The organism is Raskinella chloraquaticus (SeqCode), from assembly GCF_021731865.1.
GTDB lineage: Bacteria > Pseudomonadota > Alphaproteobacteria > Rhizobiales > UBA4765 > Raskinella > Raskinella chloraquaticus.
Genome location: NZ_JAKFWN010000032.1, coordinates 1 through 24,729 on the forward strand (window position 1 = coordinate 1; position 24,729 = coordinate 24,729).

Below are 24,729 nucleotides of genomic sequence, written 5' to 3' on the forward strand. Positions count from 1 at the left end.
GGCGTTTGGAAAATAATGAAAGTGGCTGCTTTTCCCGCTTTCAGCTTGCCCAACAATTCGTCAGTCAACCGGGCTTCGGCCACGCAGCCATTGGGCAGACAGCGCACGAAATCAGTAGCGCCAACATTCACATCGTCAATGCGCAGGCCAAGCCCGCTGGTCAGCAACACACCGAGTGGCGCAATCACCCTGAGCAGGCTCGCCTTCTTGTCGGCGGTACGAAAGGCGAGAATGAGCAGGCCGACATTCTGCCGGTCGCTTGCCGATACGGTCTGCACGAGCGCGCACTGCTCGCTCTGGGCGCCGGGCAGCGTCTCGCAGCGCAATTGCCACGCCCCGTACGTGGCGCGAATGGCGCTGTTGGTGGGCGCGGCAGGGGCAGGCTGCGAGGGCGCGACCTGGGGCGGCGTGAGCGGGGCTGCCGGCGCGGTTGGCGCCTTGGGCTGCTGGGCGGACGCGCCATGCGGCACGAAGATGAGGACGCCTGACAGCGCCAGCACGAGCAGCGCCACCGCTGCGCACGCACGGTATCGCGCCATACCGCCGGCGCACACGACTAAACCACCTGTCATCGTCGGGTCTCCCTGATTCGTCCCGCCTGCCTGCGCGCCAAGCGATGCGGCGTAACATTGGCCCAAGGCAAGTCAAGTGGCCACACCACCAGCTCGCCAAATCCTCGCATGCAGGCCCCTGATGGCACCACAGGCCGGTACAGGTAAAGATAAATACTTTGGTCGAATATGGTAATTCTCGCGCGCAATTGCCGCAGGCCAACCTCGCGCCTCCTACTTGTTTTCCCGGCAATTTGAGCGCTTTCATGGCTGGTTGGATTAAAAAATCATATGAATCTGGAAATGCGGACTGATGCGTTTCCCTCCGTCGTGTGATCTTATGGTGTGGTGGAATTGTCAGCGCCGGTCACAAGGGCTTGAGACAATGGCCCGGCTGGTGTAGGCGCAGAGGAGAATTGGGCTTTTGTCGGGTGCAGCGCATCGCCCGGATGCCCGCAATGAACCGTTTTGGAAGGGCTGGATCATGCTTCGTCGTTTTATCGCTCTGGGCGTCGCAGCGCTGGCAGCAGCATCAGGTGACACGGCGCATGCTGCACAGCCGGTGTCCGCCGGCTATAATCTGCAGGCGGCCGCCACCCAGGTCGCCAGCGATATCGCCTGGTTTCACTCGTCCATCCTGATCCCCATCATCACTGCCGTCACCTTGCTGGTTCTGGCGCTGCTTGCCTATTGCGCCATCCGCTTCCGTGCCTCCGCCAACCCTGTCCCGAGCAAGACGACACACAACGTTGTCATCGAGGTGGTGTGGACGCTGGCGCCGATCATCATTCTCATCGTTATCGCCATTCCCTCCTTCAAATTGCTCTACGAACAGCAGACGACACCGAAGGCTGATCTGACCGTCAAGGCGATCGGCTATCAATGGTATTGGGGATATGCCTATCCTGATCACGGCAATTTTGCCTTTGACAGCTATGTTGTGCAGGACAAGGACCGCAAAGACCCGGTCAATCAGCCGCGTCTGCTGGCTGTCGACAATGAAATGGTCGTGCCGGTCGGCAAGGTGGTCCGTCTGCAGGTTACCGCGCAGGATGTGCTCCACGCCTTTTTCGTTCCCTCCTTCGGCGTGCAGGTCACGGCCGTTCCTGGACGTCTGAACGAAGCCTGGTTCAAGGTCGAGCGCCCGGGTGTCTATTACGGACAATGCAACGAATTGTGCGGCAAGGATCATTCGTCCATGCCGATCGCGGTCAGAGCGTTGCCCGAGGCTGAATTTGCCGCCTGGGTTGATGGCGCCAAGAAGAAATTTGCAGCCAGTCAATCGCTGGACGTGGCAAACGCCCAGCAGGCTGGTCGCTGACGGATTTAATCGGTTAGAGGGGTCCGCGAGGCGCCTCAGGAGAAGCTAGAATGGCAAGTGCTGCTGAAGCCCATGACGCCCACGACCACCATCCAACGGGGTTGGCGCGCTATCTGTTTTCGACCAATCACAAGGATATCGGCCTGCTTTATTTGTGGTTTGCCATGTTCGCCGGTGTGGTTGGCGGGATATTGTCGGGCGGTATCCGCCTCGAACTGATGCATCCAGGCTTGCAGATCTTCAAGGACGCCCACGACTTCAACGTCTTCACCACCTATCACGGGCTCATCATGATCTTCTTCATGGTGATGCCGGCGTTTATCGGCGGTTTCGCCAATTTCTTCGTGCCGCTGATGATCGGCGCCCCGGATATGGCCTTCCCGCGCCTCAACAACATCTCCTTCTGGCTGCTGCCGCCATCATTTGCGCTTGCGCTGATTTCGATGTTTGTCGAAGGCCCGACAGGTGGCCTGGGTGTTGGTGCCGGCTGGACGTTCTATGCGCCGTTGTCGGGCGGTCAGGCGGGCGGCCATGTCGGCCCGGCGATGGATTTCCTCATCCTGTCGCTTCATATTGCCGGCGCCTCGTCGATCCTCGGCGCCATCAACTTCATCACCACCATCTTCAATATGCGTGCGCCCGGCATGACGCTGCACAAGATGCCGCTTTTCGCCTGGGCGATTCTCATCACCGCCTTCCTTCTGCTGCTGTCGCTGCCGGTTCTGGCCGGCGCCATCACCATGCTTCTGACCGACCGCAATTTCGGCACCACCTTCTTCGTGCCCGAAGGCGGCGGCGACCCGTTGCTCTTCCAGCATCTCTTCTGGTTCTTCGGTCATCCGGAAGTCTACATCCTCATCCTGCCGGCCTTCGGCATCATCAGTCACATCATCTCGACCTTCTCGAAGAAGCCGATCTTCGGCTATCTGGGGATGGCCTATGCGATGGTGGCGATCGGCGTTGTCGGCTTCGTGGTGTGGGCGCACCACATGTATACGGTGGGGCTTGATGTCGACACGCAGGCTTATTTCGTTTTCGCCACCATGGTCATCGCCGTGCCAACCGGCGTGAAGATATTCTCATGGATCGCCACCATGTGGGGCGGCTCCATCGAATTCCGCACCCCGATGTTATGGGCAATCGGCTTCATCTTCCTGTTCACGGTGGGTGGCGTCACCGGCGTGGTGCTCGCCAATGCCGGCATTGATCGCGTGTTGCACGCGACCTATTACGTCGTGGCGCATTTCCATTATGTGCTGTCGCTGGGCGCCGTCTTCGGTGTCTTTGCTGGCTGGTATTACTGGTTCCCGAAGATGTTTGGCTATTCCTACAACGAGAAGATCGCCAATCTGCATTTCTGGTTGTTCTTCGTCGGCGCCAACGTCATCTTCTTCCCGCAGCATTTCCTCGGTCTCCAGGGCATGCCGCGCCGTTATGCTGATTACCCGGACGCCTTCGCTTACTGGAATTTTGTGTCGTCCGCCGGCTTCTTCATTGTCATTGCCGGCATGCTGGCCTTTGCCTGGTGCATGGTGGAGGCGTTTTCCGCCAGGCGCCGGGTTGGTGACAATCCCTGGGGGGAAGGCGCGACCACGCTCGAGTGGACGCTGCCCTCACCGCCGCCATTCCATCAGTTCGGCACCTTGCCACGCATCAAATGAGGGGACGGGCGCCTGAGAGGGCGCCCGGTCTGGAAGGTCATGACCTACATCGCCGATAGCGATGCGGTGCCTGGTGGCGGCAGCCCTGCCGCCGGCATTGCCGTGAGCGATGCGATGGTCAGCGACTACATCGCGCTTCTGAAGCCGCGCGTCATGTCGCTGGTCGTCTTTACCGCCCTTGTTGGCATGGTGATGGCACCAACCCATATCCACGCAGCACTTGCCGTGATCGCGCTGGCGATGATTGCGATAGGCGCCGGCGCCTCGGGCGCGCTCAATATGTGGTTTGAATCCGACATCGATGCGCTGATGACGCGCACCCGCGGCCGGCCGCTGCCCCGTGGCGCCATCACCCATGATGAAGCGCTCACCTTCGGTATCATGCTGTCGGCGGGTTCGGTGCTGGTTCTTGGTCTCGTTGCCAATTGGCTCGCCGCTGCTCTGCTGGCCTTTACGATCTTTTTCTATGCCGTCGTTTACACGCAGTGGCTGAAGCGCACGACACCACTCAACATCGTCATCGGCGGAGCTGCCGGCGCCATGCCGCCGGTGGTCGCCTGGGCAGCCATGACGGGCGATCTGTCACTGCCGCCGGTCATCCTCTTTCTCATCATCTTCCTGTGGACGCCACCGCATTTCTGGGCACTCGCCCTCTATAAATCCGACGATTACGCCCGTGCCGGCGTACCCATGCTGCCGGTTGTTGCCGGCAGCGACGAGACGCGTCGCCAGATCATCGTCTACAGCGCGTTTTATCTGCCTGCGACGCTGTTGCCGGTGACCTGCGGCTTTGCCGGGCTGCTTTATGGTGGTATCGCCATGCTGCTGGCTCTGTGTTTTGGTGTGGGAGCGTGGCGCGTTTACCGGCTGCGGCAAGGCGGGAAGGCCGAGCAGGCCGCCCGCCAGCTCTTCGCGCTGTCGATCCTTCACCTCTTTTTGCTCTTCGTGCTGTTGCTGGTCGAGCATATCAGCGGCGTGTCCCCGCTGATGGCGCCACTTGCCGGCTGGATGGCCGGTTGATGGCGCGCCAGCCGCTCTCGCCGGAAGAAAGCGCGCGCCGCCTGCGCCAGCGCAACATGGCGCTTGCGTTCAGTCTGGTGTCGCTCGTCATCCTGTTTTTCATCATCACGCTCGTCAAGGGCGTGCCCCTGCTCAACCGGGCGATCTGAGCGATGGCAAACGACCTGTCCAATCACGCCCCCGCCGTGCCAACTGATCTGGTCCGCCAGCATCGCCGCGTTGCTCTGATATGCACCCTGTTCCTTGCCAGCATGTTCGGTCTGGCTTATGCAGCGGTGCCGCTTTACGACCTCTTTTGCCGGGCAACGGGGCTTGGCGGCACGCCGCAGATCGCCGCAACGCTTCCCTCATCGGGCAAGGCCGGCGTCCTCCGCGATATCACAATGCGCTTTGATGCCAACGTCGCTTCGGGCCTTCCCTGGCGTTTTGAAGCGGTGACGACGCCAACCGTCCTGCGCGTCGGCGAGCCGTTTCTGGCAACCTATCGCGCCACCAACCTGTCGGCGCGCGATACGGTGGGCACCGCATCCTATAACGTCGCCCCGCCGCAGAGCGGCGCTTTCTTCTTCAAGGTCGAGTGTTTCTGCTTCACCGAGCAAAAGCTCGGGCCGTATGAAAGCGCCGAGCTGACGGTCAGTTTCTATGTCGATCCGGAGCTGGCAGGGGATATAAATCTTGCCTCGCTCGACACCATCACTTTGTCCTATACATTCTTTCCCGCCCGCCAGCCGGTGCGCTCTTCGGCATTACCTGCCCAAGCCGCGCCGGCGCCGTGAGCGTGGCCTTTCCTAGGGGAGCTGACTGACCATGGCCGACACCCACGCCGTCAACCACGACTACCACCTCGTCGCGCCAAGTCCGTGGCCGCTTGTTGGCTCCGGCGCCGTTTTTGTCATGGCGGTAGGCGCCGTCATGTGGATGAAGAAACTGACATTGCTGGGCTTCAGCGCCGGCGGTTTCCTGTTCTTCGCCGGACTTCTCGGTATCCTCTATGTGATGTTCAGCTGGTGGGTGGACGTCATTCGTGAGGCAACGAGCGAGGGCCACCACACGCCCGTGGTGCAGCTGCATCATCGCTACGGCATGATCCTCTTCATCGCCTCTGAAGTGATGTTCTTCGTTGCCTGGTTCTGGGCTTATTTCGCTGTTGCCTTCTATCCCGACCAAGCTGAAATGACGGCGCGCATTGCCCATACGGGCGGCACCTGGCCACCCCACGGCATCCAGACCTTCGATCCCTGGCACCTGCCGCTCCTCAACACGTTGATCCTGCTGCTGTCGGGAACAACCGTCACCTGGGCGCATCACGCACTTCTCGAAGATGACCGCGCCAGTCTCAAGCAGGGCCTGTGGTGTACGGTGGCGCTCGGGGCGCTCTTCACCACCCTCCAGGCCGTGGAATACAGCCATGCGCATTTCGGCTTTTCCGGGAACATCTACGGCGCCACCTTCTTCATGGCGACCGGCTTTCACGGCTTTCACGTCCTCATCGGCACCATCTTCCTCGCTGTCTGCCTGGTGCGTGCCTATCTTGGGCAGATGACCTCCAAGCAGCATCTGGGCTTTGAATTCGCCGCCTGGTACTGGCACTTTGTCGACGTGGTGTGGCTGTTCCTCTTCGCCTGCATCTATGTCTGGGGTTCCGGCAGCTCGGTCGCAGCCGGCCATTGACATCACACCATGGAGCGGCGCACAGCGCGCCGCTTGCCCCTTGCACCGGAGTTCGGGCATGACAATCGTCGATCCGGCTCCCGCAACGCCGACCCGTCCCATGACGGCGCGCCCGGTCGTAGCACTTGGCCTCACCGGCGCGTGTCCTCATTGCGGTGAGGGCAAGCTGTTTGCGGGCTTTCTTACCCTCCAGCCGCGCTGTGAGGTCTGCGGATTGTCGTTTGATTTCGCTGATGCGGGCGATGGGCCAGCGGTCTTCATCATGATGATCGTCGGCTTTATCGTCATCGGTTCCGCCCTCATGCTGGAGCTGCGCCATCATCCGCCCATCTGGGTTCATCTCATGCTGTGGCTGCCATTGGCGACGTTTCTGGCGCTTGCCATTCTGCGCCCGCTGAAAGGCACGATGATCGCCCTTCAGTACCGCAACGCTGCCCGGGAGGGGCGGCTTGAGCGCATGTCATGAGCGCCGCTCACCTTCGCCTTGCCTGGTGGCCACTGCTGCTTGCAATCATGTCTGCTTTCTTGCTCCTGTGCGCTTTGGGTGTCTGGCAATTGGCGCGCAAGGCGGAAAAGGACAAGCTGATCGGCGCTATAGCCACCCGCAGCGCCCCGCCAGCGCAGGCATTATGGCCGCAAGCTGCATGGCGGGACCTGACGCCTGAGGTTCTCTTTTTCCAGCGCGTGACACTCACCGGCCAGTTTCGACCAGTGCCGGTGTTCCGCCTTTATACCGTCCACGAGGATGCTGCCGGGCAGGCGCAGGCGGGCTGGCTGCTGTTGACGCCTCTCGACGTCGATGGCGGCGGCATCATTCTTGTCAATCGCGGTCGCATCGCCCCTGACGCAGCGCTGCCTGCGCCACCAGCCGGGCGGGTGCAGATCGAGGGCTGGGTGCGCCCGCGCGAGGTGGCGGGATGGTTTGCCGCCACCGACAATCCTGCCGCCAACGCCTGGTACACCCGCGATCCGCAAATGATGGCGCTCTCCGCATCGCTTGGCGCCGTGGCGCCGTTTTCGCTCGATCAGATCAGCAATAATCCGGGCGGGGTTCCGGTGATCGTTCCGCGCCCGCCAGTCCTTCCCAATCGCCATCTCGAATACGCCATCACCTGGCTGGCGTTGGCCTTGACGCTTCTCGTCGTTTCATCGCTTTTCATCATCGAACGGTTGAAGCGGCGCTCCGCCTGAGGCAAGAGGGATGCCCCGATCCGTGACGGAGCGGTCAAACGGAGTGCCTATGCGCTATATTTCGACACGCGGAAGCGCGCCTGAACTCGGCTTCGAGGACGTTCTGTTGAGCGGGCTTGCGAGCGATGGAGGCCTATACCTGCCGCGACAATGGCCGCGTTTTGGTGAGCGCGAGATTGCCGGCTTCGCCGGCAAGCCGTTTGCGATGATAGCTGCCGATATTGTGGCGCGCTTCACCGCCGGCGAGGTTGATCGAGCCGTCATCGCCACTGCCTGCCGCGAGGCGTTCGCGACGTTCCGCCACCCTGCCGTCTGCCCGCTGGTCCAGATGACGCCCGACGCGTTCCTGCTGGAACTCTTCCATGGGCCGACGCTTGCCTTCAAGGATGTGGCGATGCAGCTGCTGGCGCGCCTCATGGATCACGCGCTGGAGAAGCGCGATGGGCGTGTCACCATCGTTGGTGCCACCTCGGGCGATACGGGTGGCGCGGCCATCGAGGCCTTTCGCGGCCGGGCGCGCGCTGATGTGTTTATTCTCTATCCCGAGGGGCGCGTTTCAGAGGTGCAGCGCCGCCAGATGACGACCGCCGGCGAAGCCAATGTCCATGCCCTCGCCATCGCCGGCAATTTCGATGATTGCCAGGCGATGGTGAAGGCGATGTTTGCGCATGAGGCGTTTCGCCAGCGTGTGCAGCTTGCTGCCGTCAATTCGATCAACTGGGCGCGCATTCTTGCCCAGATTGTTTATTTCGTGGCCGCCGCCGCAGCCCTGGGTGCGCCGTCGCGGCGGCTGAGCTTTGTTGTGCCAACGGGCAATTTCGGTGATATTTTTGCGGGCTATGTGGCGCATCGCATGGGTCTGCCCATCGCCCAGCTGGTCATTGCCACCAACCGCAACGATATACTGGCGCGGACTGTGGCGAGCGGCAATTACACGGTCACCGGTGTGCAGCCCACCACCTCGCCATCGATGGATATCGAGGTGTCGTCCAATTTCGAGCGCCTGCTGTTTGAGGCCGAGGGCCGCGATCCGGCCATCATCCGTAACGCCTTCGCGGCGCTGAAACAGCAGGGCAGCTTCGCCCTCTCCCCGCAGGCGCTCACCTCTATACGTGCGCTCTTTGCAGCAGGCCATGCCAGCGAGGCCGAAGTCGCGGACGAAATCAGGACCGTCCATGCCGCGTCGGGCTATGTGCTCGACCCGCATACGGCAGTTGGTGCGGTGGTGCTGCGCAAATGCGCCGAGGCTGACGCGATCAAGATCCTGCTCGCCACCGCCCACCCGGCAAAATTTCCCGATGCGGTCGAGGCGGCGTGCGGTGTCCGCCCCCCCCTGCCGCTGGCGTTGGCCGCACAGCGGACAGCTCCCGAGCGCCTGACGGTGCTTCCCAATGACCAGGCAATCGTCGAGCGCTACGTGCTTGATCATTGCCGTATCGCCGGAGGAATTGCGGCATGATTGACCTTCCGCCGCCCCGCCTCACCACGCTGGATAACGGTTTGCGCATTGTGAGCGAGCGCATGCCCGGTCTCGCATCGTCCTCGCTGGGCGTTTTCGTTGGCGCCGGTGCCCGCGTTGAGGCCGGCCATGAGCATGGGATCGCGCACCTCCTCGAACATATGGCCTTCAAGGGCACGCGCCGGCGCAGCGCACGTCATATCGTGGAGGAAATCGAAGCGGTCGGTGGCGATATCAACGCCGCGACATCGATGGAACAGACCGCCTATTACGCCCGCGTCCTTGAAGATGATCTGCCGCTGGCACTTGATATTCTGGCTGACATCGTCACCGCCAGCGTCTTTGCCCCCGATGATCTGGCGCGCGAAAAGGCCGTCATCCGCCAGGAAATAGCTGCCGTCCAGGACACACCGGACGATATCGTTTTCGAAAGTCTCCAGGCCGCCGCCTTCACCAATCAGCCGCTTGGCCGGTCCATTCTGGGAACCGATCGCTCGGTTGCCGGATTTACCCGTTCCGATATCGAGGGTTTCCTGCGTCGTCATTATGTGGCCGGCGACGTCGTGATCGCTGCGGCCGGCGCCATCGATCACGACGCGCTTGTCGCTGACGTGACGCGCCATTTCGCCTCCCTGCCGAGCGGTCAGGCCGCGTCGCTGCCTCAGGCCCGCTTCATTGGCGGCACCGTGCTTGATCGCCGCGATCTTGAGCAGGTCAACATCGCCCTTGCCCTCCCCAGCGTCGGCGTCGAGGACGACCAGGTCCATGCGGCGCGGATTTTTGCTACCCTGCTGGGCGGTGGCATGTCCTCGCGCCTCTTCCAGGAGGTCCGCGAAAAAAGAGGGCTGTGCTATAATGTTTCGGCTTTTCAGTGGGGGTATGCCGGCATCGGCCTGCTGGGCGTCCATGCCGCGACCGCGCCCGAGGACGTGGTTGATCTCGTAACCGTCATCCGCGAGGAGACCGCGAGAGCTGCGCACGAATGCACACGTGAGGAAATTGATCGCGCCAAGGCGCAGCTGCGCGCCGGCCTCATCATGAGCCTTGAGAACTCCTCGGCACGCGCCGATCGCCTGGCCCGCCAGCTCCTTGTCTTCGGAGAGCTGCGCGATGCCGCCACCGTCATTTCTGACCTTGATGCGGTGACGGTCGACGAGGTGCACGCCTCCGCCCAGCGTATTATCGAGGACGGCAGGCTTGCCCTGTCCGCCATCGGCCCGGAAAGTGCGCTGGGTGGCCTTGAGGCGGTGATGCCTGAAAAGCCGCGCCCGCAACATTGAGGAGCCGCATCGGCAATGACGCTGTTCCGCACAATCGGTCTGGGCGAAACGATGGCACCGATCCTCGGACAGGGGGTCATCTTGCGTGTGCCGCTGGCGAGCGATTACGACAGCTGGGCGGCCTTGCGCCACCAGAGCCGCGCCTTTCTGACCCCGTGGGAACCAACCTGGCCGGCGGATGATCTGACAAAAATTGCCTTCCGCCGTCGTATCAGGCGTTACGGGCAGGAAATGCGTGAGGATACCGCCTACAGCTTTTTCATCTTTGCCGACGCGACGCTGGTCGGCGGCCTGACGCTGTCGAATGTCCGTCGCGGCGTCGCCATGACCTGCGCGCTCGGCTACTGGATGGGCGCGCCCTATGCCGGCAAGGGGCTGATGAGCGCCAGCCTGCGGGCATTGCTCCCTCATGTATTCGGCAAAATGGGGCTGCATCGCATCGAGGCGGCCACCATGCCGCATAACCGCGCGTCGATGACCCTTCTCGAAAAAGTCGGATTCCAGCGCGAAGGCTACGCACGAAAATATTTGTGTATTGCTGGCGCTTGGCAGGATCACCTGCTCTTCGCCCGCCTTGCTGAGGACGCGTGAGGCTGATCTCGATGACGACGCGCCTCTTGGCGGTGATCGATCGCCGGGAACACTCTTGGGCGTGAAGCGCAAGCTTGTCGATCGGCTGTCGATGGCTGAGGCCCGTGCCGGGCGGAGGCGCCCGTCAGGCCGCCCACGCCGTCATCATGTGCAAAATCGCGGGGCATATGGCGATTGAATTACCGGTTCCACTTTCTGGCAACATGTTCTAGGCATTCGCAGCATGCGCGATGGGCGCGGGAGGAACGGTTGCGGTTTTCTGACCTCGTTCGGATCGTGACATGTGTGCTCGCCCTGGCAATCGCCGGGCCGGCATCAGCGCTTGACGCTGTGAGCGTCGCTGTCGATGTCAACGCGATCGATCTTGGCCGGGCCATTGAATTCTACCGGGATCGCGGCGAGCAATTATCGGTGTCGACCGCGCCTGGTACCGATGGCATCGTCCGCCGGATCGAAGTGCGCGCCAGCGCGTCACGCCCGTCGCCGAGCTGGGCAGTGTTTGCGCTGTCAAACGAGACGGATGAGCAGATCGACCGCCTTCTGGTCGCGCCGTTTTATCGTGCGTCCGGGTCGGGGCTTTATCGGCCTGATCTTGGCGGCCCGCGCATCGAATCGATCACGCCGAGCCAGGGGTTCCGCCCCGATCGCCAGTACAGCAGCCAGGCCGATGTCTTCCTGATCACTCTTGATCCGAGCTCGACCGTGACCTTCGTTGCCGAATTGCGCGACAGCCGCCTGCCGCAGCTCTATCTGTGGGAACCGGATGCCTACAAGGATACCGTCAATTCATTCACCCTCTATCAGGGGATCGTGATCGGTATTGCGGGGCTGACCGCGCTCTTCCTCACCATCCTGTTTCTCGTCAAGGGAACCACCATGCTGCCAGCGGCGGCCGGTCTCGCCTGGGCCGTTCTGGCTTATATGTGCATTGATTTCGGTTTCTGGCACAAAGTCTTCAACGCGGCGGCGAGTAGCGACAGGATCTATCGCGCCGGCGCCGAAGTGGCGATTTCGGCCATGCTTCTGATCTTTCTCTTCGCTTATCTCAATCTCGGCCGCTGGCATGTGCGCTTTGTCTGGGTTGTCGGACTGTGGCTGGTCGGGCTTGGCGCGTTGGTGGGGCTGTCGCTCTACGACCCGCCGCTGGCGGCAACGATTGCCCGGTTTTCCACGGCCGCCACCGCGATTGTCGGCCTTTGCCTCATCGTCTGGCTGGCGATCATGCGCCATTATGACCGCGCCATCATGCTGGCTCCCTGCTGGGTCTTGCTGGCCCTGTGGATCGGCGCGGCAGGGGCAACCGTGTTCGGCACTCTCAACAACGATGTGGTCGCGGCGGCGCTCGACGGTGGGCTGGTGCTGATCGTGCTCCTCGTCGGCTTCACGGTGATGCAGCACGCTTTTTCCGGCGGGCCGCTGGCCCCCTCATCGGTGAGCGATGGCGAGCGCCGTGCGCTCGCGCTGATCGGGGCTGGCGATGTCGTGTGGGATTGGGACGTTTTGCGCGACCGCATTTTCGTCAGCTCCGAGGCTGAACAGGTGCTGGGCCTGCCGCGCGGCACGCTGCTGGTGGCGCCGGCGCGCTGGCTTGATTGCCTGCACCCAAGCGATGGCGATCGCTTTCGCGCCGTCCTCGATGCCGTCCTCGAAACGCGGCGCGGTCGTGTCGATGAGGATTTCCGCCTGCGCGATCATGAAGGGCATTATCGCTGGTTTCATCTGCGCGCCCGCCCTGTTGTGGGCTCCGACGGCGAGGTGATCCGCTGTGTCGGAACACTCGCCGACGTCACCGACATGCGCATTGCCCAGGAGCGCCTGCTCCATGATGCTGTTCACGATAATCTGACCGGCCTGCCCAATCGCGAATTGTTTCTCGACCGCGTCTCTGCCGCCATGGTGCGTGCCCAGACGGACGCACAGATACGCCCTTCCGTCTTTGTCGTGGATGTTGATCGCTTCAAGCAGGTGAATGATTCAGTGGGGCTTGCCGCCGGCGACAGCATGCTGATGACCATCGCCCGCCGCCTGTCGCGCCTCATCGAGCCACAAGATACGCTGGCGCGCATCGGCGGCGACCAGTTCGGCATCATTCTCATGTCACAATCCGAGACAGATCAGATTGCCGCGTTCGCCGATCGCCTGCGGCGAGCCATTCGCCAGCCGCTGAGCTTTGCCGAGCGTGAAATATTCCTGACCGCCTCGATCGGGCTTGCCATCCATGATGATCATTATCACGGGCGGGAGGACATCCTGAACGACGCTGAACTGGCGATGTATCACGCCAAAAAAGGCGGCGCTGACCGTATCGAAGCCTTCAAGCCGAGCATGCGCGCGAGCAGCGGCGACCGGCTGATGGTCGAAAGCGAATTGCGGCGCGCCGTGGAGCGCGGCGAAATTCGCGTCTTTTACCAGCCCGTGGTACGTCTTGCCGATCAGACGATTGCCGGTTTCGAGGCGCTGGTGCGCTGGGAGCATCCGCGACGCGGGCGCATCTCGCCCGGCGAATTCATCGCGATCGCGGAAGAAAGTGGCGTGATCGTCGAGCTCGGCCAAGCGGTCCTCCAGCAGAGTTGCCAGCAGCTCGCAATCTGGCAACGCGATTTTCCCAGCGCGCACCCGCTCACCATGGCAGTCAACGTATCAAGCCGGCAATTGCTGCGCCAGGATCTCGCCCATGACGTGGGCGCCGTCTTGTCGGCAACCGGGATCGACCCGGCAACGCTGAAGCTTGAGATCACCGAGAGTCTGGTGATGGAAAACCCTGAATTCGCCGCCCAGGTTCTCGTGCGCCTGAGGGAACTGGGCGTCGGTTTGTCGCTGGACGATTTCGGTACCGGCTATTCAAGCCTGTCCTATCTGCAGCGCTTTCCCTTCGATACGTTGAAGATCGATCGCGCCTTCGTCCATCCCGACGGGTCAGGCAAGCGCCCCGCCATCCTGCGCTCGATCGTCGCCCTTGCTCACGACCTTGAAATGGACGTGGTGGCGGAAGGAGCGGAAACCGTCTCCGACGGGTTGGAATTGCGCCAGCTCGGCTGCCTCTATGCCCAGGGCTATGCCTTCGGGCAACCGATGAATGCCGACCATGCGACGCTCCATCTGCGTGGCGCCACAAGGCTGGCTGCCGCGCAGTAAGGCGTGCATATAATTAGTTGACATCATCAACCAATCGCATGAATCTCGACCTCTGTTGCCCGGACGTCGCGCGAGAGGATGCCCCATGCTTGCAGATGAGCCCCCCGGTTCCACCGGCCGGGATAACGTCGGCGGCACTGATGTGCCACGCGCGTCAGTCGCAGCGCTTCGCCGCTTTGCCCGCTTCTACACGCGCCATGCCGGCCTTCTTGAGCCCGGCCTCTACGGAACCAGCCTGACGCTGACCGAGGCGCGCATCCTCTACGAGCTGGCGCGCGGTGAGGGAAGCCACGCCGTCGATATTGCCCGCCTCCTTGCCCTTGATCGCGCACAGCTCAGCCGCACATTCGCGCGCTTCGAAAAGGCCGGGTGGATCAGGCGCGAGACAGATCGGCACGATCGCCGCCGCGCCATCATCAAATTGACCAGGGCCGGCAAGGCGCTCTTCCGCTCGCTGGATCATCAAGCCGACCATGACGTCGCCGCCATGTTGAAGCCGTTGCCAGGCGACGTCAGACAAATTCTCATCACCGCACTGGCAACGGCGGAACACATCCTCGCCGCCGCCGCGCCATCGCCCATCGTCATCCGCGACGCCGCCATCGGCGATCTGGGCCTCATCATTCACCGCCACGCCGTGCTCTACGCGCGTGACTATGGCTGGAACCGCGCCTTCGAAGCTCTGGTGGCCGAGATCGCCAGCACCTACATCCGTGACTTCGCTCCCGACCATGATGGCTGCTGGATTGCCGAGCGCGACGGGGCCTTTCTCGGCTGTGTGATGCTGGTCAGGGCCGGGCCTGATGCCGCCAGGCTGCGCCTTCTGCTGGTGGAGCCGCAGGCGCGCGGTCTTGGACTTGGCGGACGATTGGTCGATCACTGTATCGCCGCCGCCAAGGCTCGCAGCTATCGCCGCCTTGTTCTCTGGACCAACGATATTCTTGTCGCTGCGCGCGCGCTTTATGTGCGTCGCGGCTTTGTCCTGACCGCAAGCGAGCCTCATGACAGTTTCGGCCATCATCTCGTGGGCGAGACGTGGGAATTATCGCTGGAGAGCGATTGACGAGCGATCAGGCGTGACCGGTCTGCGATGACAGATGGGTCGGATCGGCGCCGAGATGGCGCAGGATGCGCTGGTATTTTCCTGAAATATCGGGATCGAACACAAGCGTGCGGTCGGCGGCACAGACCAGCCAGCCATTGGCCTGCAATTCACGCTCGAGCTGCCCCGGCGCCCAGGCGGCATAGCCAAGCGCCAGAATGGCGTCACGCGGCCCTTGCCCGGCGGCAATGGCGCGAATGATATCAAGCGTCGCGGTGAGGCAGACCCCGTCATCCATCGCCATCGTCGCGTTGGCGATCATAACATCATCGGAGTGAAGGACGATGCCGCGCGCCGGCTCAACCGGCCCGCCTTTGACGACGCAGATCGCGCCATGCCCCGGCGGCAATGTAATGTCCGTTCCTTCAGGGATGATGTTGAGCTGCACCAGCAGATCGAAAAACCGGATGTCATCGGCCGGATGATTGATGATCAGGCCCATGGCCCCGGCGTCGGAATGGGCACATATATAGATCACCGCGCGCTGGAAGCGCGGATCGGGCATCGACGGCATCGCCACCAGAAAATGGCCGTCGAGATAGCCCGGACCAGTCAGGCGTTCGAGAAGTTAGGTCAGCTTCATGGGTGTCAGCCTAGCGGTTTCACCGCCCTTATGGAATATCCGAGCATCATACACCGCGCCAGTCGACCCCGCTCAAACCCGCTTCACGTGGGCGTCACGAGCTTGTTCATCGTTTTTTCGAATTATCTGGCGTAGGGATACGGGATGCCGATGTTCTTTTCCACCCGTCGCCGCGATGTGTGTGCTGGTGCCGCCGCCGGGCTGATGGCGGTGTGCTCGCAATGGATGGGACGAAGCCATGCCAGCGACGCCTTGCCGGCGCGCATGCGCCTGCTCGCCGGCGGACGTGACGGCGAGGGGCGCCTTCTTGCCGGTGTCCAGCTGTCGTTGCAGCCGGGCTGGAAGACGTATTGGCGCTTGCCCGGCGGGAGCGGTATCCCGCCGATCTTTGACTGGAGCGCCTCTCTCAATGCGAAATCGGTCATTGTCTCCTACCCGGCACCGAGCCGTCTGGGGGAAGGGCCGGGTATGTTCCTGGGCTATACCGGTGACGTTGTTTTCCCGGTCGAGGTGATACCCGCCGATCCGGCCAGTGACGTCGAGCTTGTCCTTGATCTGACGTATGGGGTGTGCGAGCGCATCTGTATTCCAGCCGAAAGCCAGGCGCGGCTGCGCTTTGCGTCCGGCTCGCCCGCTGATGACGCCGCCGCGTTGATCGAGCGCGCCCGAGCGCGTGTGCCCCGCCGCGTCCCTGCGGGAACCATGATCCGGGACTGGCGCTATCTGGCTGATCAACGGCGTATCGAGTTTGCGGTGGATGCGTTGGGTGGCGTTGACTTTGTAGCCGTCGAGGGGCAGGTCGATCTTGATCTGGGGATGGCGGTCGAGGTCGCTTCGTCCGGGCCTTTGAAGCGATTTTCAGTAAGCCTTGGCGGGCCATCCGCCGCACCGCCTGCTTCTCCTATTCTCGTGACCATCGTCAGCCGCCGCGCGGCGGTGGAGGAAGCGCATACACTCGACGGATAGACGATGACCGTCTATGTCAGGAGGCTGGAGCAACGATGCTGCAGCCGGAGACACAGATGACGATTAAAGTTGGTGATCGCCTACCCGACGTGAAGTTCAAGATCATGGGTTCCGATGGCCCTGCTGACCTTGCGAGCAGCGATGTCTTCAAGGGCAAGAAAGTTGCCTTCTTCGCCGTACCGGGTGCCTTTACCCCCACCTGCCACCGTAATCATCTGCCGGGCTATCTCGAGCATGCGGCAGAGCTTCATGCCAAGGGCGTCGATACCATCGCTGTGACCGCCGTCAACGATGTGTTTGTGATGAACGAATGGAAGAAAGCGACGGGGGCTGGCGACAAGATCGTGTTTCTGGCTGATGGCGCGGCTGTTTTTGCCAAGGCCATCGGCCTTGATCTTGATGCGACAGTTCCTGGTCTTGGCATCCGCTCGAAGCGCTATGCGATGCTGGTGGATGATGGTGTCGTCAAGGTCCTCAATGTCGAGGACGTGCCTTCCAAGGCTGACGCGTCGAGCGCCGTCGCGCTTCTGAAGGAAATCTGAAATACTCTGCCGGCTTCGCTCGATCAGCCTTTGATCTTTGTAATCGGCGCGCTATGATCGAAGGCGTCTGGCGGCACGTCAGGCAGCACACGCGGGAGAGACCAGCCGGGTATTCCCGACTGGCGCCGAAGGCGCAACCGCCCCGGAAACGCTCAGGCAACCGGACCGCGCGTGTTATTGACTCTGGAAAGCAACGGCCACAGCCGTTCACCGACGGGTGCAAGCCGCGTTGTAGCGATGCGGCGAAATCTCTCAGGTTCCCAGACAGAGGGGGCGCGAACCGGGCATGATCCGGCACGCTGTCTCTTGTCGGGAACCGCGCATGGCCGCTGATATTTCTTTGAAGCAGACGCCGCTGGTGATGGCCCATCGTGCCTCTGGCGCGCGCATGGTACCGTTTGCCGGCTATGAAATGCCGCTTCACTACGAGGATGGCATTCTCGCCGAGCACAACTGGACCCGCGGGAATGCCGGTCTCTTCGATGTCTCCCATATGGGGCAGGCTGAGCTGGTCGGCCCCGATCACGAGACGACGGCGCGGGCGCTTGAAGCGCTGGTGCCCGCGGATATTTTGGGCCTTGAGCCGGGAAAGCAGCGCTACACGCAGTTATTGAACCCGTCTGGCGGCATCATTGATGATGTGATGGTGAGCCGTGGCGGCGATGATGGCCGCCTCGCCCTCGTCGTCAACGCAGCCCGCGCATCGGTCGATTATGCGCATATGATGAGCGCCCTGCCACCCGTCGTGCGATTGCTCGCCCATGAGGATCGCGCCCTGCTTGCCCTGCAGGGCCCGAAAGCGGCGGCGGTTCTAGCCGAGCACGAGGCGACATTAGCGGCCATGAGCTTCATGAGCGTGCGCCACGTGCGACTGGCCGGTATCGATTGCGTCGTTTCGCGCTCCGGCTATACCGGTGAGGACGGTTTCGAGATAGCGCTTGGCGCCCGCGATGCACCGCGGCTGTGGGCGGTATTGACGGGCGAGGATGATGTGCGCCCGGTAGGCCTTGGCGCCCGTGATACGCTGCGCCTTGAAGCCGGCCTTTGCCTGTACGGCCACGATATCGACGAGACAACCTCGCCGATCGAGGCGGGGCTTGCCTTCTCGGTCGCCAAGCGCCGGCGTCAGGAGGGAGGCTTTCCTGGCGCCAGACGGCTGATGGGTGAGCTTGCCGGTGACATGAAACGCCAGCGCGTTGGCATCATCGTTGAGGGCCGCCAGCCAGCTCGCGAAGGCTGCGCCATCCTAGATCCGGCGAAGGGCCTGAGGATCGGTATCATCACCTCCGGCGGTTTTAGCCCGACAGTCGGGCGGCCTGTCGCCATGGGCTACCTCCCCCCGACGCATGCAGTGGCCGGAACAGCGCTTCATGTGCAGGTGCGCGACAAGCGTCTCAACGCCCTCGTCACCGCTATGCCATTTGTGCCGCATCGCTATGCCCGGGCCGGTTGAACAGCGCGGCCGGCGACTTGATCCCACCCTTTTACGGAGCCTTGCCATGGTGTCTCTGCGTTTCACCAAAGATCACGAATATGTCCGCCTCGACGGCGATATCGCGACCATCGGCATCACCGATTACGCGCAAAAGCAGCTCGGTGATGTGGTCTTTGTCGAATTGCCGGATGTCGGCGCGAAGCTTGAGCGGGGCAAACAGGCGGCAATTGTTGAATCAGTTAAGGCGGCGTCTGAAGTGTATGCGCCGCTGACGGGCGTGGTGGTCGCGGTCAATGAGGCGCTTCCCGATACGCCAGCAATCGTCAATTCGTCGCCGCTGGCCGGGGGCTGGTTCCTCAAGATGACGCTTGCCCATGCCGGCGAGATGGATGTCCTGATGAGCGAGGCAGACTACAACGCCTATGTCGAAACCCTGGGCTGAGGCGTTCCATGCGCTATCTCCCGCTCACCGCTGTTGAACGTCTCGACATGCTGGCCAAAATCGGCGCCGCGTCGATGGATGATCTCTTCGTCGGTATCCCTGCTGACAAGCGTTTGCCGGGGCTGATGGAGCTGCCGGCGGGGCGCGGCGAATGTGATGTCGAGCGCTTGCTCAATGGGCTTTCGGCGCAAAATAAAGCGGCTGGAGATGTGCCCTTCTTCGTCGGTGCTGGCGCCTATCGCCACCACATCCCGGCCAGCGTCGATCATCTCATCCAGCGCTCGGAATTCCTCACCTCCTACACCCCCTACCAGCCCGAGATCGCGCAAGGGACGCTGCACTACCTCTTCGAATTCCAGACGCAGGTGGCGTTGCTGACCGGCATGGAGGTCGCGAACGCCTCGATGTATGATGGCTCGACGGCCACCGGCGAAGCCGTCCTCATGGCCCATCGCCTGACCAGGCGCGCCAGGGCCGTCCTGTCGGGCACGCTGCATCCCCATTATCGCACGGTTGTTGAAACGCTTTCGCGCATGGCGGGCGATGATGTGGAGGCGATGGTGCCGGCCATTGCGGGCAGCAGCGAGGATATCCTCGCAGCCATCGATGCTGACACGTCGTGCGTCGTCGTGCAGTCGCCGTCTTTTTATGGCGAGATCATCGATCTGCGGCCGATTGCCGCCAAAGCCCACAGCGTTGGCGCCCTGCTGATTGCGGTGGTGAGTGAAGCGGTGTCCTTCGGGCTGGTTGAAAGCCCGGGCGCGCTGGGGGCTGACATCGTGGTGGCGGAAGGCCAGTCGATCGGCAACAGCCTCAATTTCGGCGGCCCCTATGTGGGGCTCTTCGCCACAAGGCAGAAATTCGTCCGCCAGATGCCCGGACGCCTGTGCGGTGAAACGGTTGATGCCGATGGCAGGCGCAGTTTTGTCCTCACTTTGTCGACCCGCGAGCAGCATATCCGCCGCGACAAGGCGACATCGAACATCTGTACCAATTCCGGCCTGTGCTGCCTTGCCTTCACCATCCACATGGCGCTTCTGGGCGAAACAGGCCTCAAGCGACTTGCGCACCTCAATCATGCGCATGCGGTCAGGCTTGCCGACATGTTGCGTGACGTCAAAGGGGTGGAGGTGTTGAACCATTCCTTCTTCAATGAATTCACCCTGCGCGTCCCTGGCGATGCGGCAACGCTGGTGGAAGCCCTGGCGCAGGCGGGCGTGCTTGCCGGCGTACCGGTATCACGCCTCGAACCGGAGCGCCCGCACCTCAAGGATCTGCTGCTCGTCGCCTCCAGCGAGATGAACAGCGATGACGATCGCCACAGGCTGGTTGCGGCAATGAAAAAGGTGCTCGCATGAATTCCGAAGGTCGCCCCACCGCCCCATCACAAACGACCGGCATCAGCCCGGCGCGAACCTTTACCGCCAACCGGGCGCTGCAGCAGGAAGAAGGGCTTCTTTTCGAGATCGGGCGCCATGATGTCACCGGCGTTGACCTTGAGGAGCCGGCGGCTTTCGTGCCGCGCCTTGGCGGATTGGAGAGAGCGGGCGCGATCGGCCTCCCCGGCCTCAGCGAACCGGAAGCGATGCGCCATTATGTGCGCCTCAGCCAGAAGAATTACGGCATTGATTCGGGGCTGTTTCCGCTAGGCTCCTGCACCATGAAACACAATCCACGGTTAAACGAGAAGATGGCGCGCCTGCCGGGCTTTGCCGATATCCACCCATTGCAGCCGCAATCAACCGTGCCCGGCGCGCTGGCACTCATGGAGATGCTGTCGCATTGGCTGATCGAGATGACGGGCATGAACGCGGTGGCGCTGAGCCCCAAGGCAGGCGCCCATGGCGAGCTTTGCGGAATGATGGCGATCAAGGCGGCACTGGCTGCCCGTGGCGAGCACGAGCGTCAGGTGGTGCTCGTGCCTGATTCAGCCCATGGCACCAACCCCGCAACGGCCGCCCTGATCGGCTTCAGCGTGCGCTCGGTGCCAGCCGGCGCTGATGGCATGGTGCGGGCGGATGCGGTCAAAGCAGCCCTTGATGGCGATGTCGCAGCAATCATGCTGACCAATCCCAACACCTGCGGTCTGTTCGAGGCCGAGATCGTGGCGATTGCCGCGGCCGTGCACGAGGCTGGCGCCTATTTTTACTGCGACGGCGCCAATTTCAACGCCATCGTCGGCAAGGCGCGTCCGGGCGATCTGGGTGTCGATGCCATGCACATCAACCTGCACAAGACTTTTTCGACGCCTCATGGCGGCGGCGGTCCGGGGGCTGGGCCGGTGGTCCTGTCGGCAGCTCTCGCCCCGTTTGCCCCGGCGCCCTATCTGCTCCGCGATGGCAGGGGCCTGCGCCTCGTTGAGGATACGGCGCGCGACGGCGATCACGCCCCCTTCGGTCGCCTCACCGCTTTCCACGGCCAGATGGGTATGTATGTGCGCGCATTGTCCTACATGCTCTCCCACGGCGCCAATGGCATGAAGCAGGCATCCGAGGATGCCGTCCTCAACGCCAATTACATCCGCGCCGGGCTGAGCGACCTCTTGACCCAGCCCTTCGGCGACCAGCCCTGCATGCATGAGGTGCTGTTTGATGATGCCTGGCTGAAAGGCACTGGCCTCACCACGCTCGACATCGCCAAGGCGCTGATCGACGAGGGCTACCATCCGATGACCATCTATTTCCCGCTGGTCGCCCATGGCGCCATGCTGATTGAACCAACCGAATCGGAATCAAAGCTCTCGCTTGACCTGTTCATTGCGACCATGCGCGATCTCGCTTTGGCCGTGAGGGCGGGCGAGAAAGAACGCTTTCTTTCCGCCCCGCGCCTCAGCCCGCGCCGTCGCCTTGATGAGACGCGCGCTGCCCGCCAGCCCGTTTTGCGCTGGAAGCCCCGCGCCCCACTGCCGCGGGACACCGATTAGACGGGGCGGGCCTTAAGGTCAGGACCCTAGCTGCGGGCCCGCGATTTACGTGCCGTTTTGGGTGCTGCCGGCGGAGGTGCCGGATCAAAGCCCACAAATATCTGCAGGTCGGAGAGTTTATCGCTGGGATCGCGGGTGATTTTGAAATTGTCGATGACGATTGAAAAATTTGCCTGCGCCTCATTGGGCGGTATCGATACGCTCACCTGGGTCAGGCGGGAATCGAGGACATCATCCCCCCGCACAACAGCAATCCGCACCGGCACCTGGTAGTTACCTGGCGATCCCGACGGCCCCAGCAGCAGGCGGCCGACGGCGCCGACACGGTAACTTCCGGCGTAATTATTGTCAGCACCCAGCGTGTGGCATTCACGCGCCAACTTGCCAAGTGTGGCCTGCCACACCAGCGCTTCCGCCGCCTCACCGGCACCTGCGCGGAAGGTACGAAGGGTCTCGGTACCTTCGCGGATTTCCACATTGGGGCAGCTGACAGCAACGATCCCCGGCGCCAGCTTTGGCGCGGAGGGGTCGCCAGGAACGGCTAAAGGAGCGCCGAAAATCCCTTGCAGCCAGCCCGGGCGGGCATTGGTTGGAAGGTCGGCGAGCGAGGGTTGGCTGGCCGCCGGCGCAGCCGTCTGGCCCGCAACTGTTCCCGATCCCTCGATGGTTGCGGGCGTCTGGGCGGCAGGCGGGCTTGCCCCGATACCAAACGCGCTGCATCCGGCCAGCGTCAGGAAGGCCGTCACTGCGACTCCTTGGTGTAGTCGGGCAATCATCACTCGCTTGCGATCCGCGCAGACCATGGATAGACATCTCCATTGCCGCCATGCTGGGGGCGTTCGTGTCCTAGCATGGCAAGCGTTGCAACCAAACAGGCAGGCAGGCGCCTGATATGCGCCACTTGACCGGAGCTTATCGCTGCTCCTGTGCCGTCAAGACAAGGAAATTTCATGGCAAGCGCTGAAAAACCCAAGCTGAACATCATCCTGTGCTCGCCGCGTGGCTTCTGCGCCGGTGTTGTGCGTGCCATTGATGTGGTGGTACTGGCGTTGAAAAAATACGGCGCGCCGGTCTATGTGCGCCACGAAATCGTCCATAACCGCTATGTGGTGGAGAGTCTGAAGCAGAAGGGCGCGATTTTCGTCGAGGAACTCGACGAGGTGCCCAGCGATGATCATCCGGTGATCTTTTCGGCTCATGGTGTCCCGAAATCAATTCCTGCCGAGGCCGCCAGCCGCAATCTGCTCGCCATCGACGCCACCTGTCCGCTGGTGACGAAAGTGCATCGCGAGGCCGAGATCCATCATCGTCGCGGCCGCGACATCATCCTCATCGGTCACGCCAGCCACCCCGAAGTGACCGGGACCATGGGTCAATTGCCTGATGGCGCCGTCCAGCTTGTCGAAACGGTTGATGATGTCGCAAGGCTGACGCCGCGCGATGAAGGCAATCTCGCCTACATCACCCAGACGACGCTGTCGATCGACGACACCCATGACATCATCCTCGCCCTTGAGCAGCGCTTTCCCTCGATCACCGGACCGCACAAGGAGGACATTTGCTACGCCACCACCAACCGTCAGGAAGCGGTGAAGGTGGTAGCCCCGCAGGTTGACGCGCTGATCGTTGTCGGCGCCCCCAATTCCTCGAACTCGCTGCGCTTGCGTGAGGTTGCCGAGCGCGCCGGATGCGCCCGCTCCTACCTTGTCCAGCGCGCGGCTGAAATCGACTGGTCCCTCTTTGAGGGCATCAAGACGCTGGGCCTGACGGCGGGCGCTTCGGCGCCCGAGGTCCTGGTCGAGGAAGTGATGGGGGCGTTCGCCGAGCGCTACGACATCACCATCGACCAGGTCTCGACATCGGAAGAACATGTCTTTTTCCCGCTGCCGCGCCAGTTGCGCGACGTAGCCCAGCCCGAGCCGGCGGTTTAGCAGCCGCCCTCAGCTGTTGAGGATCAGCCCCACGCCAAGCACGACGAGCAAAAGCCCGGCCGCCTCGAGGCCCGTCGTGCCCTGCCTGAAGACCTTGCGTGACAAGGCCCAGGCAAAGATCACCTCGACAAGCGCCAGCGTGCGCACGCGGGCGACCTGTTCAAGCGCAAACGCCAGAAACCAGAATTGCGAGGCAAGCGCCCCGGTGAAGCCAGCCGGCAATGAAGAGCGCCACGCCTTGAGGACGCCGATGAGTACCTGGCGGTCACGTACCGCCAGATAGGCTGACAGGCTGAAGGCCTGGAAGGCCAGCCCCCAGACAAGCGTGGTGGTCGCCCGTAACACAAAGCTCGTGTGCTCAAGCGACAACACGCCGCCACGAAAGCCGACGGCGGCCGCGCCAAACAGCGCGCCTGACACAATACCGCGCAGGGCAGGCCGGGCATTGGCTTTGAAGCCTCTGGTTTCTGTTCCGGCCGGCCACGACATCATCAGCACGCCGCCGGTCGCCATCAGGATGGCCATCACCGCCAGCGCTGACAGATGCTCGCCCAAAACGACAACCGCAAAGAGCGCCACGTGAATGGGCTCGGTCTTGGTGAGTGCCGTCGTCACCACGAACGACTTTTCGTTCATTGCCGACAGCATGAGGCCGGTGGCGAGGATCTGCGCGAAGGCGCCAAGCGCCACCCACAGCAGGAAGGTGACATCGGGCGCTGGCGGCGCGGCGCCAGACGTCAGGCAGACGATCAGCAAAAACAGCAGGGAAAAGGGCAGCCCGTAGAGAAAGCGTACATGGGTGGCGCCGACCGTGCCGAGCCTTTTGGTCAGGCTGCGCTGTACGCCATTGCGCACCGTCTGCGCGGCGGAAGCGGTGACGGTGAAGACGGCCCATAGCCATTCGAACATGTGTGAAACCCGGTTG

24 protein-coding genes and 2 riboswitches are annotated in these 24,729 nt (G+C 62.4%); of the genes, 20 read left to right on the plus strand and 4 right to left on the minus strand.

The window, feature by feature from the left end:
• Window positions 1–572: invasion associated locus B family protein (locus ACINK1_RS11365; RefSeq protein WP_395760130.1), on the minus strand; the 572-nt coding region annotated here is incomplete at its 3' end.
• A 463-nt stretch (window positions 573–1,035) separates the two neighbouring features.
• Here ACINK1_RS11365 and coxB point away from each other — a divergent pair.
• The 13 genes from coxB to ACINK1_RS11430 all read left to right on the plus strand — a co-directional run bounded on the left by coxB (window position 1,036) and on the right by ACINK1_RS11430 (window position 14,943).
• The gene (gene coxB, locus ACINK1_RS11370) at window positions 1,036–1,872 is read left to right on the plus strand and encodes a cytochrome c oxidase subunit II (RefSeq protein WP_376803732.1); all 837 of its coding nucleotides are present in this window, start codon (window positions 1,036–1,038) and stop codon (window positions 1,870–1,872) included.
• 50 nt (window positions 1,873–1,922) lie between these two features.
• Complete coding sequence (gene ctaD, locus ACINK1_RS11375) at window positions 1,923–3,533, plus strand: cytochrome c oxidase subunit I (protein WP_376802102.1); 1,611 nt, start codon at window positions 1,923–1,925, stop codon at window positions 3,531–3,533.
• Between the two features lie 39 nt (window positions 3,534–3,572).
• Window positions 3,573–4,553 carry a heme o synthase gene (locus ACINK1_RS11380; RefSeq protein WP_376802101.1) on the plus strand — a complete coding sequence of 327 codons (981 nt, stop codon included), beginning with the start codon at window positions 3,573–3,575 and terminating at the stop codon, window positions 4,551–4,553.
• Window positions 4,553–4,702 carry a CoxF protein gene (locus ACINK1_RS11385; protein ID WP_376802100.1) on the plus strand — a complete coding sequence of 50 codons (150 nt, stop codon included), beginning with the start codon at window positions 4,553–4,555 and terminating at the stop codon, window positions 4,700–4,702. The genes ACINK1_RS11380 and ACINK1_RS11385 overlap by 1 nt, the downstream gene beginning before the upstream one ends.
• Before the next feature lie 3 nt (window positions 4,703–4,705).
• On the plus strand, window positions 4,706–5,329 hold the full coding sequence (locus ACINK1_RS11390; protein WP_376802099.1) for a cytochrome c oxidase assembly protein: 624 nt from the start codon (window positions 4,706–4,708) through the stop codon (window positions 5,327–5,329).
• A gap of 31 nt (window positions 5,330–5,360) precedes the next feature.
• Window positions 5,361–6,224, plus strand: a complete 864-nt coding sequence (locus ACINK1_RS11395; protein WP_376802098.1) for a cytochrome c oxidase subunit 3 — start codon at window positions 5,361–5,363, stop codon at window positions 6,222–6,224.
• 100 nt (window positions 6,225–6,324) lie between these two features.
• Entirely contained in the window at window positions 6,325–6,690 is a 366-nt protein-coding gene (locus tag ACINK1_RS11400; RefSeq protein WP_376802338.1) for a DUF983 domain-containing protein, read from the plus strand.
• A gap of 47 nt (window positions 6,691–6,737) precedes the next feature.
• Window positions 6,738–7,415 carry an SURF1 family protein gene (locus ACINK1_RS11405; RefSeq protein ID WP_376802097.1) on the plus strand — a complete coding sequence of 226 codons (678 nt, stop codon included), beginning with the start codon at window positions 6,738–6,740 and terminating at the stop codon, window positions 7,413–7,415.
• Window positions 7,416–7,464: 49 nt separating this feature from the next.
• Entirely contained in the window at window positions 7,465–8,874 is a 1,410-nt protein-coding gene (gene thrC / locus ACINK1_RS11410) for a threonine synthase (protein WP_376802096.1), read from the plus strand.
• Window positions 8,871–10,154, plus strand: coding sequence for a pitrilysin family protein (locus tag ACINK1_RS11415; protein WP_376802095.1), 1,284 nt, complete (start codon window positions 8,871–8,873; stop codon window positions 10,152–10,154). Before thrC ends, ACINK1_RS11415 begins: the two co-directional genes overlap by 4 nt.
• Window positions 10,155–10,169: 15 nt before the next feature.
• Entirely contained in the window at window positions 10,170–10,745 is a 576-nt protein-coding gene (locus ACINK1_RS11420; protein ID WP_376802094.1) for a GNAT family N-acetyltransferase, read from the plus strand.
• Window positions 10,746–10,994: 249 nt separating this feature from the next.
• A complete protein-coding gene (locus ACINK1_RS11425) occupies window positions 10,995–13,880 on the plus strand; it encodes an EAL domain-containing protein (protein WP_376802093.1) in 2,886 nt (961 codons plus the stop codon).
• An 85-nt stretch (window positions 13,881–13,965) separates the two neighbouring features.
• Window positions 13,966–14,943, plus strand: a complete 978-nt coding sequence (locus ACINK1_RS11430) for a bifunctional helix-turn-helix transcriptional regulator/GNAT family N-acetyltransferase (RefSeq protein WP_376802092.1) — start codon at window positions 13,966–13,968, stop codon at window positions 14,941–14,943.
• 7 nt (window positions 14,944–14,950) lie between these two features.
• Here ACINK1_RS11430 and ACINK1_RS11435 read toward each other — a convergent pair whose 3' ends face one another.
• Window positions 14,951–15,538, minus strand: a complete 588-nt coding sequence (locus ACINK1_RS11435) for a YqgE/AlgH family protein (RefSeq protein ID WP_395760136.1) — start codon at window positions 15,536–15,538, stop codon at window positions 14,951–14,953.
• A 171-nt stretch (window positions 15,539–15,709) separates the two neighbouring features.
• Between ACINK1_RS11435 and ACINK1_RS11440 the strand changes: the two genes are divergently transcribed.
• From ACINK1_RS11440 to gcvPB, 6 genes are all read left to right on the plus strand, one after another.
• The gene (locus ACINK1_RS11440; protein WP_376802090.1) at window positions 15,710–16,531 is read left to right on the plus strand and encodes a protein-disulfide reductase DsbD domain-containing protein; all 822 of its coding nucleotides are present in this window, start codon (window positions 15,710–15,712) and stop codon (window positions 16,529–16,531) included.
• 56 nt (window positions 16,532–16,587) lie between these two features.
• The gene (locus ACINK1_RS11445) at window positions 16,588–17,073 is read left to right on the plus strand and encodes a peroxiredoxin (RefSeq protein WP_395760131.1); all 486 of its coding nucleotides are present in this window, start codon (window positions 16,588–16,590) and stop codon (window positions 17,071–17,073) included.
• A gap of 82 nt (window positions 17,074–17,155) precedes the next feature.
• Window positions 17,156–17,251: riboswitch (glycine riboswitch) on the plus strand.
• Between the two features lie 3 nt (window positions 17,252–17,254).
• A riboswitch (glycine riboswitch) is annotated at window positions 17,255–17,343 on the plus strand.
• Between the two features lie 52 nt (window positions 17,344–17,395).
• On the plus strand, window positions 17,396–18,526 hold the full coding sequence (gene gcvT / locus ACINK1_RS11450; protein WP_376802088.1) for a glycine cleavage system aminomethyltransferase GcvT: 1,131 nt from the start codon (window positions 17,396–17,398) through the stop codon (window positions 18,524–18,526).
• Window positions 18,527–18,572: 46 nt separating this feature from the next.
• Window positions 18,573–18,950, plus strand: coding sequence for a glycine cleavage system protein GcvH (gcvH, locus tag ACINK1_RS11455; RefSeq protein WP_376802087.1), 378 nt, complete (start codon window positions 18,573–18,575; stop codon window positions 18,948–18,950).
• 8 nt (window positions 18,951–18,958) lie between these two features.
• Window positions 18,959–20,308 carry an aminomethyl-transferring glycine dehydrogenase subunit GcvPA gene (gene gcvPA / locus ACINK1_RS11460; RefSeq protein ID WP_395760132.1) on the plus strand — a complete coding sequence of 450 codons (1,350 nt, stop codon included), beginning with the start codon at window positions 18,959–18,961 and terminating at the stop codon, window positions 20,306–20,308.
• Window positions 20,305–21,873, plus strand: a complete 1,569-nt coding sequence (gene gcvPB, locus ACINK1_RS11465) for an aminomethyl-transferring glycine dehydrogenase subunit GcvPB (protein WP_376802085.1) — start codon at window positions 20,305–20,307, stop codon at window positions 21,871–21,873. The genes gcvPA and gcvPB overlap by 4 nt, the downstream gene beginning before the upstream one ends.
• Window positions 21,874–21,899: 26 nt before the next feature.
• On the opposite strand, the gene ACINK1_RS11470 is transcribed toward gcvPB, so the two are convergent.
• Entirely contained in the window at window positions 21,900–22,619 is a 720-nt protein-coding gene (locus ACINK1_RS11470) for a hypothetical protein (protein WP_376802084.1), read from the minus strand.
• Between the two features lie 204 nt (window positions 22,620–22,823).
• On the opposite strand from ACINK1_RS11470, the gene ispH reads away from it, so the two are divergent.
• Complete coding sequence (ispH, locus tag ACINK1_RS11475) at window positions 22,824–23,804, plus strand: 4-hydroxy-3-methylbut-2-enyl diphosphate reductase (RefSeq protein ID WP_376802083.1); 981 nt, start codon at window positions 22,824–22,826, stop codon at window positions 23,802–23,804.
• A gap of 9 nt (window positions 23,805–23,813) precedes the next feature.
• On the opposite strand, the gene ACINK1_RS11480 is transcribed toward ispH, so the two are convergent.
• Window positions 23,814–24,713, minus strand: a complete 900-nt coding sequence (locus ACINK1_RS11480; protein ID WP_376802082.1) for a DMT family transporter — start codon at window positions 24,711–24,713, stop codon at window positions 23,814–23,816.
• Between the last annotated feature and the right edge of the window lie 16 nt (window positions 24,714–24,729).